General features: G+C 45.5%; 9 protein-coding genes. 6 read left to right on the top strand and 3 right to left on the bottom strand.

The genetic code is table 11. From position 1 onward, the window contains the following. Positions 1-39 precede the first annotated feature (39 nt). On the top strand, positions 40-543 hold the full coding sequence (locus HUW51_RS07245; RefSeq protein WP_185273307.1) for a DoxX family protein: 504 nt from the start codon (positions 40-42) through the stop codon (positions 541-543). A 530-nt stretch (positions 544-1,073) separates the two neighbouring features. Here the strand turns inward: HUW51_RS07245 and HUW51_RS07240 are convergent. Next, on the bottom strand, positions 1,074-3,851 hold the full coding sequence (locus tag HUW51_RS07240; RefSeq protein ID WP_185273306.1) for a TonB-dependent receptor: 2,778 nt from the start codon (positions 3,849-3,851) through the stop codon (positions 1,074-1,076). Between the two features lie 206 nt (positions 3,852-4,057). On the opposite strand from HUW51_RS07240, the gene HUW51_RS07235 reads away from it, so the two are divergent. Further along, positions 4,058-4,690, top strand: a complete 633-nt coding sequence (locus HUW51_RS07235) for a GDSL-type esterase/lipase family protein (protein ID WP_185273305.1) — start codon at positions 4,058-4,060, stop codon at positions 4,688-4,690. A gap of 38 nt (positions 4,691-4,728) precedes the next feature. On the opposite strand, the gene HUW51_RS07230 is transcribed toward HUW51_RS07235, so the two are convergent. Continuing rightward, entirely contained in the window at positions 4,729-5,142 is a 414-nt protein-coding gene (locus HUW51_RS07230) for an EamA family transporter (RefSeq protein WP_185273304.1), read from the bottom strand. 850 nt (positions 5,143-5,992) lie between these two features. Here HUW51_RS07230 and HUW51_RS07225 point away from each other — a divergent pair. The 4 genes from HUW51_RS07225 (at position 5,993) to HUW51_RS07210 (ending at position 12,518) form a co-directional block, all read left to right on the top strand. Continuing rightward, positions 5,993-6,898: a Gfo/Idh/MocA family protein gene (locus HUW51_RS07225; protein WP_185273303.1), complete on the top strand. Its 906-nt coding sequence runs from the start codon at positions 5,993-5,995 to the stop codon at positions 6,896-6,898. A 222-nt stretch (positions 6,899-7,120) separates the two neighbouring features. Next, positions 7,121-9,073, top strand: a complete 1,953-nt coding sequence (locus HUW51_RS07220; RefSeq protein WP_185273302.1) for a S9 family peptidase — start codon at positions 7,121-7,123, stop codon at positions 9,071-9,073. A 717-nt stretch (positions 9,074-9,790) separates the two neighbouring features. Then, on the top strand, positions 9,791-11,167 hold the full coding sequence (locus HUW51_RS07215) for a sigma-54-dependent transcriptional regulator (protein WP_185273301.1): 1,377 nt from the start codon (positions 9,791-9,793) through the stop codon (positions 11,165-11,167). Next, complete coding sequence (locus HUW51_RS07210) at positions 11,157-12,518, top strand: sensor histidine kinase (protein WP_185273300.1); 1,362 nt, start codon at positions 11,157-11,159, stop codon at positions 12,516-12,518. The genes HUW51_RS07215 and HUW51_RS07210 overlap by 11 nt, the downstream gene beginning before the upstream one ends. A 189-nt stretch (positions 12,519-12,707) precedes the next feature. Here the strand turns inward: HUW51_RS07210 and HUW51_RS07205 are convergent, their stop codons facing one another. After that, positions 12,708-18,878, bottom strand: a complete 6,171-nt coding sequence (locus HUW51_RS07205) for a T9SS type A sorting domain-containing protein (RefSeq protein WP_185273299.1) — start codon at positions 18,876-18,878, stop codon at positions 12,708-12,710. Positions 18,879-19,083: the final 205 nt, after the last annotated feature.

Below are 19,083 nucleotides of genomic sequence, written 5' to 3'. Positions count from 1 at the left end.
CCTTTGCTAACATCTGGTTTCACTTAAAACTTTAAAGCTATGATTCCATTGGTAATATTGCTCGCGGTATTTTCTTTAACGCTCCTCTTAAGCAAAATTTTAAAAAAAACGTACTCTTCCGTTGCGCAAGCCGGCCGGATAGCTCTATGCGCCATGCTACTGTTTACCGGCACCTCGCATTTTTACTTAACCCAAGGCATGGTTCTTACTCTTCCCGATTTTTTACCGGCCAAAGCAGCCTGGGTGTATGTAACCGGTATGTTAGAAATAGTTTTGGGGCTGGGCTTGTTGTTCCCAAAATTTAGAAAAAGCAGCAGTTTGCTTTTAATTTTATTCCTGATAGCGGTTTTACCGGCCAACGTGTTAGCAGCCCTAAAGCACGTTGATATTCCAAATGCTGATTTTACTGGTCCGGGTTTAAGCTATTTGTGGTTCCGGGTTCCGTTGCAGTTGTTTTTTATAGGGTGCGTATATGTGTTTGGTTACCGGACGAACTTACAAGTACGCGGGCGTTCTGTGGAAAGTAAATTAATCTTTAGTTAAGAGTAACTGAAAATTAGTTGAAGTAAAGTAAAGTGTTTGGTTTAGCTGCAAAAGTTAATCACCCCTGCCCCGCCTTATCTAAGGAGGGGAGCTTACTGGCATATACCATTCAGTAAATGTTCGTCTTTCAAATTTTAAAAAATTTAAAATTCTGCTAATCAACTATGCAACAGATAGCTCTAGCCAGGTGCAGTAAATAGTTGCCAACTAAATATGCAACAAACAGAGGTAACCAGGTGCAAGAAATGACGCTAAACTGTTCTGTTGTTCCGCGAGTTTTTAACGTCTTGATTTTTTTGGTTCTGGGGGTTCGGGCCTTCTTACTTTGTATCAAGACAAAAAGAACAAGACCTGAGCAATGAAACAACTTCACTTAGCAATCAAAGCTCATACAGCCACTATGCGAACGAGAATTTTCTACATGCTCTGATTCAAAAGTCACGGAAGTAACTTCCGCGCCATAGTTGTACTTGATTCGAAAGGCACGGAAATAAATCCGGCCATAGGGCCTAATTAGATAAAATAATTTTTTAAAAATTAAACGCCAAACTACCATAATAATACCCGCCATTAAAGCCAAACTGCGTAGCCGTACGGCTATACACAAACCGGCCGAACGAAGAATTATCCAGCGAGGTAGGGTTATTAGCCGTTGGATACTGCGTCACTTCTAATTTATCCGGATACACGTCGAAAATGTTGTTGCCGCCCAGGGTAACTTGCAGCCATTTGTTTAAGCGGTAACTTACATTTAAATCCGTGGCGGTTTTGGGCGAGAAATCCTCGTCGAGTTGGGCGGAGTTGGGGTCAAAAGTTTTTACTTCGCCGAAACGGGTAATGCGCAGGGTAGAGCTAAATTTGCTGAGGCGGTACGTACCGCCCAAAGTAAACTTGCTGCGCGGCTGCGACCACTCTAAACGGCCGCGTTCCTGCCGGTTAAACAAAACATTCCCGAACACATCCGATGGTAAAGTTTCTGAAACTTTGGGGTCGCCGCGCACTTCAGTTTGGTTTAAGTTACCCGCCAAAGTGGCGGTGAGGGTACCGGCGCCGACGGCATAATCAGCGGATAGCACCACATCTACGCCTTGGGTGCGGGTGTTCACGGCGTTGGTGAAAAAGATGGCGGCTTGCACATCGGTTTGCCCGGCGGCATCCAGCAGCGCCGAAACCTGTTGCCCTACGGCCGAAGTACCCCGCTGAAACTGCCCGGTTAATACAATGCGGTCCCGTATATCAATCTGGTAAGCATCTACGGTTAAAGTCATGTTGGGTAAAAGCTGTGAGGTAATGCCCAAGCTGTAGTTCGTGGATTTTTCGGCTTTCAGCGACGGAATGCCAAACGCGGCCGCTACCGGACTGTCGTTGCGGAACGTGCCTTGCTGCCGCGGCTGCAAGCCCTGGCCGGGTACCGAAACAAACACCGTAGAAATAGCGCTGTAATACCGCTGGTGAATAGAAGGTGCCCGGAAACCGTTGGAAATAGTACCACGCAACGAGAAGAATTCGGCAAACTTATAGCGGGCACTTAACTTACCGGCTACATTACCCCCAAAGTCGCTGTAGTTCTCGTAGCGACCGGCAGCGTTTAAAAGTAACTTGTCGGTGAGGTCGGTTTCCAGATCTAAATAGCCGGCAAAAACGTTGCGGGTTTCGTTTACTTCGTTGGCGGGCTGGTAACCCGGAAATACCTGCGCCCCACCACCTCTACCGGATTCCGGCGCATAGTTGCGGTAAGAAGCTTCTTCGCCGGCCAAAATCTGGTAATTATCCAGGCGGTACGATACCCCACCGGCCACGTTAAAAGATTGCACGCCTATTTGCTGCCCAAAATCTTTGGAAACGCCAAAGTCGGAGGTATTTTGGTTGAACTTAACCGTACCGGCGTAAAATTCGGTAGGAGCAGCTTCTTTCAAGGCAAACTGCGACGCGTTCAGCGAATTTTCGATATCGAACCTGAAAGAATTACCCCCGATTACGTTCGATAAATCCCAGCGCCAGCCTTTACCCCATTCGCCACCAATACCCACCAGGCCGGAGCGGTCCCAGAGCGTAGAATGAATTTCGGGCAAATAACCATTCGGGTAGATTTCCGGAATATTCTGGGTGGTTTGGTACGGGTAGCGGTAAAAACCAGCGGCCTGGCCTTGGCGGTAGTTGAGCACACCGGTAAAGTAAACTTCGGTTTTCGGCGAAATTTTTAAATTTCCGTTGAGCATCCCGCCAAAATTGTTCACGTCGGAGTTACCCACCAGAATGTTATTTTCGAGGTTAAAATTGTTTTGCGTAATTAAAGCCTGGTCCTGGCTATAGAGGTTCTGTCGACGAGCCAGCCAATCGGCGGTACTTTCGTTGGCTCCCTGACTCACGTTCCAGTTCTGGTATACCGGGCCGGTATAGCGGCCGGCGCGGTTGGTACCTTCCCGGAAGCGCACATCGGCGGCTAAACCAATGCTGCCTTTGCTACCTACTTTAATGCCGTGGTACACGCCCAGTTGCGCATTCGCGCCATCGCCTTCGTAAAACTGACCTACGTGCAAATTAGCCGTGGTGCCGGTGTCTTTTTTCATTACTACGTTTACCACGCCCGCAATGGCATCGGAACCGTACTGCGACGAAGCTCCTTCGCGTAAAACTTCAATGCGTTCAATACCGGCTACCGGAATGGTATTTAAATCGGTGCCCACCGAGCCGCGACCTACAGTACCGTTTACGTTAATCAAAGCCTGGTTATGCCGGCGTTTCCCGTTTAATAATACTAATACCTGGTCGGGTCCTAAGCCGCGTAGAGTAGCCGGGTCAATGTGGTCGGTACCATCGGCCAGCGACTGTCGCGCCGAATTAAACGAGGGTGCCACCATGTTCATCATTTGGGTAGGCTCAATCTGGCCGGAGGCTTGCAGTTCCCGCACCGAAATCACATCAATGGGCGCTACAGTTTCTACGTTCGAGCGGATTTGGGTAGAGCGGGAACCCACAATTACCACGTCGGTAAGGGTTTGCGTGCCGGAGGCCAGAGCAATATTTAAAGTTACCTCGTTGTTGTTAATGGTTATTTCCCGGATTTGCGTGTTGTAGCCAATAAAAGAAAACTGCACCTGGTGCGGGCCGTTGGTTAAAGGCAAGGTATAATCGCCCCGGGTGTCGGTGGTGGTGCCGGTGGTAGTATTGGCTACCGCAATGGTAACGCCGGGCAAAGCTTCGCCGGTTTGCGCATCGGTTACGCGGCCGCGCAGGCTTTGAGCCATAGCTGCCCCAGAAAAAAAGAATAACAAGCCCAATAAGAGAAAGTAGTAGTGTTTCCGCATAAAATTTAAATTTTTAAAATTCCTAATCCTGCCGAAGTTTTAAATCAAAAGAATTACTAAAAAATCAGGCAATACCTATGCATACGGGGCTTTTTACGAATTAGATAGTTTAAACAGCCTCTTTTATAAGATTATTGGCAGCTTGTTAATTTCTTTGTTTCTTTAGGAATCTAATCCACCATCATTCATCTTATTCTAACACATTTATGAAAAACTGGTTTGTCCTGGTTCTTTTATTTATTCTCCCTTTTATCGGGTTTGCCCAAACTAAAACCAAAGTAGCTTGCGTGGGAAACAGTATTACCGAAGGTATCGGCATCGAAACCGGTAAAACGTATCCGGAGCAGTTGCAAACTTTGCTTGGCGATACCTACGACGTAAAAAATTATGGTATTAGCGGTCGTACGCTATTAAAAAAAGGTGATTACCCTTATTGGAAAGAAGCAAGATACCAGGAAGTGCTGCAATGGCAGCCCGATGTAGTGGTCATTAAACTGGGTACCAACGACTCCAAGCCCCAAAACTGGCAATACAAAGCTGAGTTTGAAAAAGACTACGTGGAGCTTATTCAATCTTTTAAAAAATTACCGAATAAGCCGAAGGTTTATATCTGCAAACCCATGCCAGCTTACCGCGAAAATTTCAACATCCGCCCTGCCGTAATTAAAGACGAAATGCTGCCGATGATCGAAAAAATCGCTAAAAAAGCCAAAGTGTCCATCATTGATTTGTATACGCCCATGCTGAACCAGGAAGCAACGGCTCCGGATGGCATTCACCCGAACGCCGAAGGTGATGCCGTTTTGGCGCAGGAGGTTTTTAAAGCGATTAAGAAGTAAGTTGTCGTGCAATTGCCTGAAGCATCATCAAACATGCTTCAGGCAATTAATACGAAAGTGCCCAATATAATAAAGCCGGCTCCCAGCGCTGTTTTTAAAGTCAGCGGTTCGCCTAAAAATACTACCGACAGCACAATGGCAATGGCTACGCTTAATTTATCTACGGGCGCCACCTGCGATACTTTGCCTACTTGTAAGGCTTTAAAATAGAATATCCAGGAAAGACCTGTTGCGCAACCCGATAAAATCAGGAAAGCCCAATTGGTTTTGGTGAGTTCGAACAAGCCAAAAGAACTTTTCTTAAAAAATACAATGGCCCAGGCCAGTATCAGGATGACTACGGTGCGGATAGCCGTAGCCAGATCCGAGTCCACGCCTTTTATCCCGACTTTAGCAAAAAGAGCTGTAAGAGCGGCAAATACCGCCGACAAAAGTGCATAGATCCACCACATGAGATTTCATGATTAAAACTAATTTTTACGAAATACGCCGATAGAATTAGTTTAAAGTACATACTATGTTAGTTGAATAGCAAACAACTACTGGTACCTACAGAAGTAATTCTTAATAGTAAATGTATTTTTAAATAGCAGGCAGGTTACTGGTCGGGATAGGTTCTTAGGAGCCTTTTCAAGTCTCCAGTCGCAGATTCCATCTTATTAAATACGGCTGAGTTTGCCTCGTGGCCGGCGGGCCTCGTTTAACCCCTCCGCCTGCGGCACCTCCCCTAAGAACAGGGGAGGAGATGCGGCTGTTACTTTTCGCTCCTTCCCTCGCTCCGCTGCGGAATGTGGCTGCGCAAAACCGGAACCCTGGCAGGTACTCCTGAGCCAAACTGACGTCAGTTACTTATAGTTATTGTTTTATCCAGATGAGAGGAATAGAGATAATATGATTAATTCTAATATTGTAGTTGGTAAAAATTATCAAATATGACTTCTCCATTTCCTATTCTAATTAATATGCACCAGAAAAGCCTTCGCTACAAGTAAACGACATCAGTTTGGCTGTGAAGGGCCTTCTAAGGTTGTGGTGCGCAGCATTGTGAGGCACGAATAAAACAAGCTTAGACCAGCCCGAAAGAGCCAAACGGGGTCTGCCGGCCACGAGGCAAACTGGTTACTTGTCGAGCAAGACAGCGCCACAGCCTGGAGACGGGAACCGGCTCCAAAGAACAACTAAAAACTGCTAACTACTGGTAGTTGCGCAAGAAATGCTTGGCGCTTCGGCCTTTCTCAAAAAGAATTTCTACCTTTCAAAAATCTAAAAATTTAAAAAAATCAAGAAAAACTTACTGCCGAGATGTTAAAAATAGGAGTAATTGGTTTAGGCGACATTGCCCAAAAAGCGTATCTGCCCGTTATCAGCAGCCGGGCCGACGTAGAAGTCCATCTTTTTTCAAAAAATACCAGCAAACTCGCCGAATTAGGGCAGCAATACCGCTTTACCAACCTGTACTCCGATTTTGAAACTTTCTTGAGCAGTGGCCTGGATGGTGCCATGGTGCACGTGGCTACGGAGGCGCATGGTGAAATAGTAGAAAAGCTATTGCAACACCGCATTCCGGTTTTTGTCGATAAGCCCATTACTTTAAATTATGCGGCCTCTAAACAGTTGCTGGAGTTAGCAGAGCAAAATAAAGTATGGCTGCACGTAGGTTTTAACCGGCGATATGCCCCGGTTTACCAGAAATTAAAAGAACTGCTCAACCCCACGATGATTATTATGCAGAAAAACCGACGGGCTCTGCCCGACACGGTGAGGCGGTTTGTGGTGGAAGATTTTATTCACGTGGTAGATACTTTGCGGTATTTATTTCCTTATAGCATTGAGGATGTAATTGTACACGGTAAAAAGCAAGACAATATGCTTTACCACCTGGTGGTGCAATTAGTAAACAGCCAAGGCATTGCCATCGGCATTATGAACCGCGATACCGGCACCACCGAAGAAAAAGTAGAAATAATGAGTGCTGCCGAAAAAAGAATAGCGTACAATGTAGCCGATCTGGAAATTATAACCGGGAAAAACACGACCCGTGTAGGTGGCAACGATTGGGAACCAACTCTTCAAAAACGCGGCTTTTACGCCATGATCGATGATTTTTTACAAGCGGTTCGTACGACTGCTTCGCCTCAAATTACTGCCCAGGATGCTTTGCGCACTCACGAAATTTGCGAACTGATCGTGGAAAAGTTAAGTAACTAGCTTCCATTTTCTTGATACCTGATAGAGATATACCATCATTTAACCAGTAAATAGGCCTTGTTTTAGTAGTGCTGTACCTCCGGCAAGCTTACTTTATTTATATAAGACTACGCCTAAAACTAATTCCTCATTCAAACTTTATATTAACTTATAACTTGTTACTTACTAGTCGTTTATGTACATTTAATACTAATCCTTCTCTACAACTCTAACCCGCCTGTTATGAAAAATTTATGGAAGTTTTTTAGTGGCCAAGTTCTAATTCTAGTTCTGCTTTCGGGCTGTAATAATTCAGGAACCAGTAAATCAGAAAAGCTAACCGCTCAAGCCCCGGCTAAACCTTATACCATAGAGGAATTTATGGCTACTACTTCCATTGGTGGTAGCGATTTTTCGCCGGATAACAGCAAGATTCTTTACACCAGCAATCAGTCGGGTATTTACAATGCTTTTGAGATTCCGGTAAATGGGGGCGAGCCAAAACAACTTACCCGCTCTACAACTAACTCCGTTTTTACTATTTCTTATTTTCCGGATGATGAGCGTATTTTATACAGCAGCGATAAGGGAGGAAATGAAATAAGCCACTTGTATGTGCAAAATCTGGATGGCACAACCAAAGATTTAACCCCCGGCGACAAAGCCAAATCTCAATTCTTTACCTGGGCGCACGATAGAAAAAGTTTCTTTTTTATCAGCAATAAGCGTGATAATCGCTATTTCGACGTTTACGAAATGGACGTAAAAACGCTTACTCCGAAGGTAATATTAGAAAATACCACAGGGTTAGATGCTACTACTATTTCGCGGGATAAACGCTATATCGGTTTAGTTAAAAATATCACTACCAATAATACCGACATTTATTTATATGATGTAGTCACCAAACAATTAAAGCATCTAAGTCCGCACAAAGGCAATGTAATTTATAGTCCGGCTATTTTTACCCCGGATAATAAGCAATTATATTTTTTAACCGACGAGAACAGCGAGTTTAAGTATGTTAAAAGTTACGACATAACTTCCGGTAAAACCGCCGATGTAGAAAAAGCCGATTGGGATATTATGTACACTTACTTTTCTTACGATGGCAAACACCGGATTACGGGTATTAACAATGATGCCCAAACGCAAATTAAAATATACGAAACCGCATCGAACAAACTTTTAGAGTTACCCACCATGCCCGCCGGCAATATCAACGATATCAATATTTCGGAAGACGGTAAATTAATGGCCTTTTATGTAAATAGTTCTAAAGCCCCTAATAATCTGTACGTTTATAATTTCGGCACGAAAGAAGTTAAGGCTCTCACCAATTCCATGAATAAAGCCATTAACCCCGATGATTTAGTTGCCGGTAAAGTAATCCGGTACAAATCTTTCGATGGTTTAGAAATTCCTTCTTTGCTGTATACTCCCAAAGGAACAAAAGCCGGCGATAAACTTCCGGCATTATTATGGATTCATGGTGGTCCGGGCGGACAAACGACTCTGGGTTATGACCCTTTGTTACAATATGTGGTGAACCATGGCTACGTAGTGTTAGCGGTAAACAACCGGGGCAGTTCGGGTTATGGTAAAACATTTAATGCCGCCGATAACAAAAAACATGGCGATGTGGATTTAAAAGATTGTGTGGCTTCTAAAAAATTCTTGGTTCAAACCGGCTATGTTGACCAAGATAAAATCGGCATTTTGGGCGGTAGTTACGGTGGTTATATGACTTTAGCCGCTTTAACATTTACTCCAGATGAATTTGCGGTAGGGGTAGATATTTTTGGCGTAGCCAACTGGCTTCGTACCTTAAATAGCATTCCGCCCTATTGGGAATCTTTCCGGGAGGCACTTTATACAGAATTAGGAAATCCTAAAACCGATTCGGTGGCCCTTTATAATAAATCGCCGTTATTCTTTGCGCATAAAATTAAAAAACCGCTTATCGTTCTGCAGGGCGCCAACGACCCACGGGTATTAAAAGTAGAATCCGACGAAATTGTGGCAGCCGTAAAGAAAAATAAAGTACCCGTAGAATACATTGTTTTCCCCGATGAAGGGCACGGTTTTGTAAAAAAAGAAAACGAAATAAAAGGCTACGGTGCTATTCTAAAGTTTCTGGATACTTACCTGAAAAAGGGGAGCAACAATTCAAAAGTCGTAGCATCAGTTAACTAATAATAGGTTCTCCCGAAGCAAACATACTGTCGGTTTTAATAGTATTTTCAGTGTATATAGCCAGCTACTGGAAAGCTTTAACTAAACCGCCAGAAAAATACATGTCCCGGCAGAACAGGCACCTGTTCTGCCGGGATCATTTTATTAGTATTTATTACCTGCTGCATAATAAATCGGTTTTGTAGAGGCACCCGCCATAAATTATACTTTAAATCCTGATCGGGCACCTATAACCGAAGCGCATTTGTCAGGGAATACAAAGTTAATTTCAAGGCTTCTATAATCTTTTATCGTGCAGAATACCGTAAACTACCAAAAAAACATTGTGCTGTTTTAGGCAAACAACCTTTTTAATCAAAAACTTTCTAGACCCAAATCCCATCATGATAGTAAAGGCAAAGAGTAGTTTGCTTGAAAAAAATTTAATGGAAAATTCTCCCTCTCTGTCTCTATTGGTATTCAGAGTTAGCTATACTTTTTAAAAATTAATTCAGAATTATGTAAATCTGAAGGAAGAAACAGGATATCCATATAATATTTGCTGGATTATTTTTAAATTGTACCTGATTTTAAGCCAGCAGATTAAAAATAAAATCTGGCCTGTAGCTACAACTTGATTACCTTTTAATTAGGTATAGACTACGGGTTTAATAGTTCTAATCGGGATTTTTTTAATTTCTGGCGCGCCGATACTTTATAATTTTAATCGATCCAAACATGAACGCCAAAAATGCCCGGGTATTAGTAGTAGATGATGAAACCGACGTGCTGTTTGCCGTAAAAATGCTACTGAAAACCGAAGTAAAAGAAGTAGTAACGGAAAAGAACCCCGAAAACTTGCTTTCGCTTTTATCGAAGCAGCCTTTCGATGTTATTTTTCTGGACATGAATTATAAAAGTGCCTTGAATACGGGCAACGAAGGTTTTTTCTGGTTAAACAAAATTCTGGAAAAAGATAAAAACGCCACCGTAGTAATGATTACGGCTTACGGCGACGTGGAATTAGCTGTACGAGCCTTAAAAGAAGGCGCCACCGATTTTATTGTAAAACCCTGGCGCAACGAAAAGTTACTGGAGGCTTTAGAAAAAGCTTGCGCCGGTCGGGCCAAAGGCGATAGTACCAGCAAAACAACTGCGCGACCCAAAGCAACCACCGAAGGTTTTGATATGCTGGGCCAGTCGGAGGTAATGCAGGATGTTTTTTACAAAATTGAAAAAATTGCGCCTACCGAAGCCAATGTTTTAATCTTGGGCGAAAACGGAACGGGTAAAGAACTGGTAGCTAAAGCCCTGCACCAAAAATCTTTCCGGGCAGGTAAGCCATTTATCTGTGCCGACCTGGCTGCGCTTAGCGAAGGATTGTTCGAAAGCGAGTTGTTCGGGCACAAAAAAGGCTCTTTCACCGACGCCAAAGAAGACCGCACCGGCCGGTTTGAGGCCGCGAATGGGGGTACTTTATTCCTGGATGAAATTGGCAATATCTCATTGCCGCAGCAAGCTAAGATACTTACCGCGCTGCAAAACCGATTAGTTATTCCGCTGGGCAGCAACCAGCAAATTCCCGTGGATATCCGTTTGGTGTCGGCGACTAATGTGCCTATTTATGAGTTGGCCGCCAAAAACCAGTTCCGGAAAGATTTAATTTACCGCATTAATACCGTAGAAATTACCTTGCCGCCCCTGCGCGAACGCGGCGACGATGTGGTTTTGCTGGCCCGTCATTTTGCCACGCATTATGCCGAAAAAAATCACAAACCGGTACCTTACATTTCGGAAGGAGCCATTAAAAAATTAAAGCAACACAGTTGGCCGGGCAACATCCGGGAATTACAACACGCCGTGGAGCGCGCCATTATTCTGGCCGACGGGCAAGAACTCCGGCCCCAGGATTTTGCTTTCTCGGCGATGGAGCAACCCGTGCATGCGGCCGCAGCACCTACCCTCGACGAAGGCCCGCTGCAACTTAGTGAGGTAGAACGCACCACCATTATGCGCGTAATTGAGCGTAACAAAGGTAATATTTCGAAAGCCGCCAAAGAATTAGGCATTACCCGCACGGCCTTGTACCGCCGCCTCGAGAAACATGACATTTAAGCGCCTCGAAGTCGGTATTTTCTTTCGACTAATTTTTATTCTGATTCTGGTTTACGGTGCGGTTTATTATTTCTCGGAGCGCGCGTATCCGCAGGTAATTTTTGCGGGTAGTATTTTAGTGGGTTTGGTTTGGGAACTGGCCCGTTACGTAACGCGCAGCAACAACGAGCTGGCTAAATTTATTATGGCCGTAAAGTACCGCGACTTTTCACAGCAGTTTAACGAAAAACACACTAACCCGTCGCTTAGGCAATTGCACCACGCTTTTAACCAGATTAACAATACGTTTAAGCAACTGCAGTTCGAGAAAGAGGCGCAGTACCATTATCTGCAAACCATTCTGCAATTAATTGATACCGGTATTATTTCGTATGATGCTGCCAACGGCGAAGTAGAATGGATAAACGAAGCTTTTAAACGCACGCTGGGCCTGCCTTATTTAAAAAATATTCATTCGCTCCAGAAACGAAACGAGGTTTTATACGACGGCATCATTAAGCTAAAGCCCAACGACAATCAACTTATAAAATTAAAAATTAACCAGCAACCCATGCAGTTGCTGTTGTCGGCTACGGCTTTTAAAATGCAGCACCGCGATTTATTGTTGGTAGCTTTTAAAAACGTTAGCACCGCCATCGACGAAACCGAAAACGAAGCCTGGCAAAAACTGCTGCGCGTGATGACGCATGAACTCATGAACTCGGTAGCGCCTATTTCGTCGCTGGCCGATACCATGCGCCGCCACTTGCAGCTAAACCGCGAACAATACGAGCAAGAGCATCAACTACAACCCAATGCCGATTTGCTGCAGGATTTAGAAGAAGGCATTGGCATTATCCAGAACCGGGGCGAAGGCTTGCTGCGTTTCGCTAAAACCTATCGCAACTTAAGCAAAGTAAACGATTTGCTGCTTACAACGGTGTACGTAGAAGAATTGCTCAACAGCATTTACACCCTCATGAACCCGCAACTGGAGGAAAAAGGCATTTTGCTGGTAACCGAAATAAACGCCATTGATTTAACCTTGCAAGCCGATCCGCGCTTACTGGAGCAGGTACTAATAAATCTGATATTGAATGCGCAACGGGCGGTTATCGATCGGCCTAATCCCACCATTAAACTGGTAGCTGGCAAGCAGGAAAACGAAAAAATTTACATCGAGGTAACGGATAACGGCAGCGGCATTCCCGAAGAAATTATTGAAAGCATTTTTATTCCTTTCTTTACCGCCCACAAAGACGGCTCCGGCATCGGCCTGAGTTTAGCCAAACAAATCATGCACCTGCACAAAGGCAATATCCAGGTAAAATCCAAGGAAGATCAAGGCACTACTTTTACCTTGCAATTTTAAATTTTTAAATTTTGCTGTTTTGGCAAACTTCTGTTGTTACGCCAATCGGGAGATTGGCTTTCCGGTAACTGCGTAGAGCGCTTTGCTAACTCTACGCAGAGCGGAAAAATAGAAAAATTTAAAAAATTGTAGTGCCTTGTAATTTGGGTGACAAAAAAGAGAGCTTTATAGCTAAAATCTACCTATTCTCTATTCTATAAGCAGCTTGGTACTAAGCACGCCCGAAGGAGCCGTGGCTTTGATGAGGTACATGCCCCGGCTAATCGGATGTTCGGGTACAAACTGCGTCGTAATATTCCCCTGACTATCGGCCGTTATATTTTTTGAAAAAATTGATTTCCCAGATAAATCATAAATGGTAACCGTTATTTGTTCTTTAGCGGCGAAGTTCTTTAGTGCTACATTTATTCTATCGCCGGGGTTCGGGTTCGGGTATAACTGCAAAGCTAGTTTAGAATCCGTATCGGTTGAGTCTGGCTCATCTGGTTCTTCCCCGAGCACATCCGGTACTTTTACGTAGGGTTTTACATGCCGTACAATAAATACCAGATCCTGGTAATCCTGATCTTCGCCGACAGCTTCCACGGCAATTAAATAAGCATCTGGTACCACTGTATTATCCGGATTTTTTAAAGGATAGGCCCGGAAATGGTGCGGAATAGCATTCGCGAAGGTATTAAGCGAATCTTTGCTGTATACCAGCCGATCCGCGAGCGAAGGCCAGCGGGTATAAAAACCAAATGGGGCGTTGTCGGTTTCAAAAGTGTGTTTCCCGGTGGCCTGCACCTGAATGGATTGACTTTGATCGTTGGCTACCGTAAATAATTCTTCGGTGGTGTTGGGGTTACTTAGGGCATACCAACCTAAAGCCGTAGCATTTCCTCCGGGGGCTTTATCGCTGAAAACAGCTAGGGGTTCCACTGTAATTGGGTCTGCTGAAGCACTTACAAACTGCTGCACCGCTACTTCATCGCCCAGCAATGCCGCCTTGGCATTAGCGCTGTGAATGATAGCCGTATTCGCATCATCGTCGCCTACATTTATATTTAAGCCATGCGCACTAACAATGGCTTGCAAGGCGGGCTCGTTACTGCCACCAGTGCCGGTAGTGCCCAATCCGTTTAATACTACTTCCTGCACCGGGTAATTGTCTAAGTAAATTTTAATGGAAGCCGTTTTAATGCCGGTAGTGATTGGGTTAAAGAGCACGTTAAAAGTAAAAGCCGTATTGGCTGCGATAATTAAAGGCGAAGCCGCGTTTATTTCGGGAATACCACTTAAGGCAAACTGACTGCTATCTACTCCTTCCAGCACGATACGGGTTACTTGTAAATTACCATTGCCGCTGTTGCCAACGGTAATGGTGTTCTTTTTCCCCGGTAATCCATCTGCTACATCATTTTGGGTGATTTTGGCTGGTGTTATGGTGGCAATGGGAGCAATGGTGGTAACTGCTTTCGGGCGAAGTAAAGTAATCTGCGATGTTTTATCCGGGATGTTATTCCAGTTAAATTCAATCACGTACAAGTTTCCGGTTTGGGGGTCTTCGGTAATATCCAAGGGGTTGGTAAAGCCCGATAAACCCTCGATGCCGAAAAGGCCCGATCCTGTTTGGGAGCTTACAATGTCATATTTCTGATCTTTGTCGGGCGTAATAGACGGATCGTTTACTTTAGTACCAGGTTCCAGAATGATAATATCGCTGCCACCACTAAACCGGCATACCAGCAATTTGCCTTTTAAAGCTCCCTCAAAAGCATCACTTTTATATTCAATGGCACCGTTCGGCGATTTGTTCAGGCCAAAATCAAAGGACGCCCCGCGGTAATTCGGGTCCGATGTGGTTCCTGCCGGGTACAAGTTATTGTCGGCATAACCCCGGTGCGCCAGAAATTCCCCTCGTAATGGGTTTGGATGACCAAAATAACCCATGGACCGTTGCGGATTAACCCGGAAAAGCCAGTCGTTTTGTACTTGTACACTGCGGGTTGCTGCTATAACGGGACCATTGTAAAAAGTGCCATCTGGACGCCGCGTGCCCACTACGGCGCGCGGCGTATTGCCACCCGCTGCCGAGCCATTAGTCGGAATATATAATTGCCCGTTGCTGTGCCATACCAAGTCGTAGGCATTCCGGATGCCGGAAGCGTAAATGGTAAGCGGCGCATTGGTAGCATAGGGGTTATATGTGCCATCAATCAACCACACCGATTCGGCCGGAGCCGTATTAATCAGGCTTTGGTCGGCGGTAGTGCGGGCGTTAATAGGCAAAATGAAATTTTTTAATTTATTTAAATCCAGGCGCAGAATAGCGCCCGCTAATAGGCTTTCTTCTTGTTGCCAGCTCCGGTCATAAGCGCCCATCGAGCTGTTACTACCCTGGCTAATATACAAAGCGCCATCGGGACCAAAAGCTACGCTGTTTACCAAGTGGTCTTTGGTAGAACGGGGGAGGCGGGTAATTATTAACTGTTCATCCGCTAATGCGGGGCCGGAAAGCCGGGATAAATTGCCGTCGAAGGTGCCGGCATTGGACAGGCCGCCGGAAGAATGAGTAACCCAGGCAATCAGGTTAGTAGCGGTAGCCGCCGGATCAAAGGTTAAGCCAATAGCGGAACGTTCGCCGTACTTTTGTTCCAGGGTTGGTATCAGTTCCATGTTGCTTAAGGTGCCATCCTGGGGGTTAATCGTAAACCGCTCAATGGTACCGCTCAAGCGCAAGGCGTAAAATTTACCATCCGGACCAATAACTACGCTGCTGTATTGTTTGCCCATGGTGGCGGGCACCGGCTCTTTGGTAAACGCAATTTTAGAAGTACCTGTTGTGCTGGAATAAGAGCCGGTGGTAAAAAGCGCTTCGTAAGGCAAAAAAGGCAAGCCGCTGTTCGACTTTACCGCTCCCGTAATTACTAGTTTATAATTAGTATTGGGCTCTAAGGCGTATGTAGGCGAAAAGCTGATGGCATCGCCGCCACCGGTGCCTTGTACTACCCCCACAACCGCCGTAGTATCGGTTTCGGTAATTTTAAACAATTTAACGGTAGAAGTATTTAAAGTAGAATTGTCAACCCCGCCGCGCAGCCCGGTAACTTCCGGTACAAAAAGGTTATTGGCCGCAATGCTAACCGTGTTGATATCTACATTGGTTGCCCCGTTTTCGGGCGTAGAGGATACCACATATGGCAGAAGGCTTTCGGCTTCCAGTACGGTAATTTTTACAATTAATAAAGCAGGCGTAAAGTCGGAGGCAGTAGCTGATACGGTGGCCGTGTACGTGCCCGGCGGCAGATTTCGGGCGGCAGAATAGTCGAAGTTAATATTGGGTTCAGTGCCGTAATGGCTCGCATTAAACTTTAGCCAACCTTTCACGCCGGAGTCGTAGGTTGCCGTTAATTTATAAGTTACTTCCGGCAAAGCCGAGGAATTATTTAACTCCAGCGAGAAAGTTTTTTCCGGGGCATAATCCTGCCGGATGGTAATCTGTTGCAAGTCCGTGGACCAATATGCGTAGGGGCCGGTGCTTACCGGTAAAATGCGGGCAGAGTTGATTTTGGTATTAACGCCGCCATCGGCGGTAATGGTTAACAGCGAATCTTTTACCGTTACCCGGGCCGTAGCCGTTTTAAAGCGGGTAAGCGCACCTGCTTTGCCGCTTGGTTCAAATTTGCTGATAGCTTTTACTCCTTCTACCGTAATGCTATGGCTTTCGGGGGTTGTAGTGTTTACTGCGGCGTCACCGGCAGTAACAGTAACATCATAAAAGCCATTGGGCACCTTAATTTCCCAGTAGCCTTCTTCTTGTACCCCGTTAAACGACCCCGGAATATCATCGGCTTGCATGTGCATGAGCGTGGCCAGGCGTACATCCGCGGGAGTGTTGCGGTTGCGGCCGTTGCCCGGAATCGTTCCGCCCACCGATAAATCCAGTGCCGTGCTATCGCTGCGTTTTTTCCAGCCATAAATAAAGTTACTGCCTTGGTTCGTGCCGGTACGCGGGCCAAAGGCTTGCCCGAAATCAACCAACCAACCGATTGGAGGCGTAGTAACCGGGTCCTGAAAGTTTACTAAAATTTCTGGAGTTGGCGGATTAACGGTTACCTGAATCAAAAGCGTATCGGGTTGGTACCCTTCGGCCTGAGCGGCTACCCAGGTTTGGTAAATTCCGGGAGTTAAGTTAGAACTGATTTGATCCGGGCCAAAGGTAAGGGTTCCGGTTTGGGTAGCTGGTAAGTTCAGCCAGGTAGCAGTAGAGTCTTTGGTAAGGCTTAGGGTAGGTACCCCAATATTAGCCGTAAGCACGGTGGTTTGTTTTTCGATAGTACCTCCCGGAACGAGCGTGTAATTTAGCTGCTTGGGTAAAAAGGTTAATGCCGGCTGCACCGGAGCGCTAATGGCCTGCACGTTAAAGTCGCCGAAAGCGTATGTAACCGGCGTAGTCCCATTTCGGTGCGATGCCAGAATACCCGTATAAACCCGGCTCGCGTTCAGGCCCATATTGGCAATACTTAAATTTTTGGTAGGGTAAGCTTCACCCACGTTAAAATAAGTAAGACTATCGGTCGAGTAAAAAGCTTCGGCGGTATTGGTAGCTGGGTCAATTACTAACCGCAAACGTACTTTCTGGGTGTCTAAACCCGGAATTACCGCAGTAGTACGGAGGTCTTCCTGGGTAGACACATCGTTTACTTCGCGGCGCAGCTCTACGCGATTACCTGAAACTACCAGTTGCACGTACATTTTATCGGATAAGCCAATCCAGACGCCGGCTTGCTGCGAGTCTAAACCGTTGTAGGGGTTAATCAGGGTAGTTTCTATTTGTAATTTATTGCGGCCGTTTACCCCAACTCCCATGGTGTTTACCTGGTTGTTTTGGGTAGTTACAGCAGAGCCTTTATAAGTAGTAACTTGTAAAGCGCTGTTGGTTAAAAGTAATTTGCTGGGTTCGTAGCCTGGCGCTTCCGGATTGCTGGCGGTGCTATCTTCTGACCAGCGGGCACCGGAATACGGCAACGCCATCGTAAAGCCCGAACCCACCCCGCTTTGCTCTAATAAAGTATTCGCCTTAGGATTATCAAATTTTAAAGAAAAAGGCAAAGCCATCGCTAACCGGGAACAAGGCAGCAGGCTAAAAGGTGGACAGGGGATGGGTGGAACCGTAACTTTAAAAGTAGCCGTTGTAAAAAGGTTGGACGGATCGATGGCGGTAATTTTAATGGTTAAGTCGGCGCCGGTGCCGGGTGTTTTGCCGCTGAGCGTTTGGGTGGTGCTGGCAAAAGAAAGCCACCCCGGTAAGGGGCTGCCATCTAGTAAGGTAGCCGTGTAGGTTAAAGGTTGCCCATCGGGATCAGTGTACTGGCCCGCCGAAAAACTGACGGTACTATCGCCCGGAAATACTTGATCTACCGGGGCTTGTACGATTAACGGGGTGCCGGGTAATTTAATTGTAAAATCATCGAAAGCGTAAGTAACCGGTGTAGCCCCATTTCGGTGTGAAGCCAGAATACCTGTGTAAACCCGGCTCGCGTTCAGGCCCATGTTGGCAATGCTTAAAGTTTTGGTAGGGTAAGTTTCGCCTACGTTAAAATAAGTAAGACTATCGGTCGAGTAAAAAGCTTCAGCGGTATTGGTAGCTGGGTCAATTACTAGCCGCAAACGTACTTTCTGGGTATCTAAACCCGGGATTACCTCCGTCATTCGGCGGTCTTCCTGGGTAGACACATCGTTTACTTCGCGGCGCAGCTCTACGCGATTACCCGAAACTACCAGTTGCACGTACATTTTATCGGATAAGCCAATCCAGACGCCGGCTTGCTGCGAGTCTAAACCGTTGTAGGGGTTAATCAGGGTAGTTTCTATTTGCAGTTTATTGCGGCTATCTACCTGCACACCTAAGGCATTAATTTGATTGTTTTGGGTAGTAACAGCCGCTCCTTTGTTGGTTGTGATTTGCAACGCGCCATTAACCAGTACTAGTTTCGTAGGCTCGTAGCCCGGTACTTTAGCCATGCTAACTGCACTATCTTCGGGTAAGCGCAGGCCAGAGTAAGGTAAGGCTAAAGTAAAGCCCGTGCCGGCTTTGTTCGGGTCGGGAAGCGTTTTAGCTACCGGCGCGTTAAAATTTAAGCTAAACGGCAAACCCACCTGCAACTTAGAGCAAGGCAAAGTACTTAGTAGCGCACAAGAATCAGCAAAGGCAACAGAATAATTGGTAGTCGCGGCTTTTTTTAAATTATTTTCATTTAAAGATACTCGTGCCTGGGCAGACTGGTACAAAAGCAGAAATCCTAGTAACCAAATAGTAAAACACTTTTGCTTCTGGAGCGATAAGGGAAGAATATAACAGGTAAAGTTTGTTTTCATTGAATTTAATGTAGGGTTGGTGGCCAAATGAAATAAGTAAAAATTTATTCCATTTAGTGGAAGTAGCAGAAAGGATTTGGTTTATTGGCTTTTACCATTAAAAAAGAGGCAAAATTAAAAAAGGCAAATTAAGCTAATAATATGGTTTATAACCTGAATTATTTAACCCAGAGGGGAGCAGGCAGCAGAATAATCCGGCTAATAG

This window comes from Adhaeribacter swui (assembly GCF_014217805.1).
Lineage (GTDB): Bacteria > Bacteroidota > Bacteroidia > Cytophagales > Hymenobacteraceae > Adhaeribacter > Adhaeribacter swui.
Note: the sequence above shows the minus strand (reverse complement) of the source record. Positions and strands in the feature narration are given on the sequence as shown.

What these genes read in the sequence shown, in the direction of transcription:
- HUW51_RS07245 (WP_185273307.1), top strand. Translation starts at nt 40, where the DNA reads ATGATTCCATTGGTAATATTGCTCGCGGTATTTTCTTTAACGCTCCTC.
- HUW51_RS07220 (WP_185273302.1), top strand. Translation starts at nt 7,121, where the DNA reads ATGAAAAATTTATGGAAGTTTTTTAGTGGCCAAGTTCTAATTCTAGTT.
- HUW51_RS07240 (WP_185273306.1), bottom strand. Translation starts at nt 3,851, where the DNA reads ATGCGGAAACACTACTACTTTCTCTTATTGGGCTTGTTATTCTTTTTT.
- HUW51_RS07210 (WP_185273300.1), top strand. Translation starts at nt 11,157, where the DNA reads ATGACATTTAAGCGCCTCGAAGTCGGTATTTTCTTTCGACTAATTTTT.
- HUW51_RS07230 (WP_185273304.1), bottom strand. Translation starts at nt 5,142, where the DNA reads ATGTGGTGGATCTATGCACTTTTGTCGGCGGTATTTGCCGCTCTTACA.
- HUW51_RS07215 (WP_185273301.1), top strand. Translation starts at nt 9,791, where the DNA reads ATGAACGCCAAAAATGCCCGGGTATTAGTAGTAGATGATGAAACCGAC.
- HUW51_RS07225 (WP_185273303.1), top strand. Translation starts at nt 5,993, where the DNA reads ATGTTAAAAATAGGAGTAATTGGTTTAGGCGACATTGCCCAAAAAGCG.
- HUW51_RS07235 (WP_185273305.1), top strand. Translation starts at nt 4,058, where the DNA reads ATGAAAAACTGGTTTGTCCTGGTTCTTTTATTTATTCTCCCTTTTATC.
- HUW51_RS07205 (WP_185273299.1), bottom strand. Translation starts at nt 18,878, where the DNA reads ATGAAAACAAACTTTACCTGTTATATTCTTCCCTTATCGCTCCAGAAG.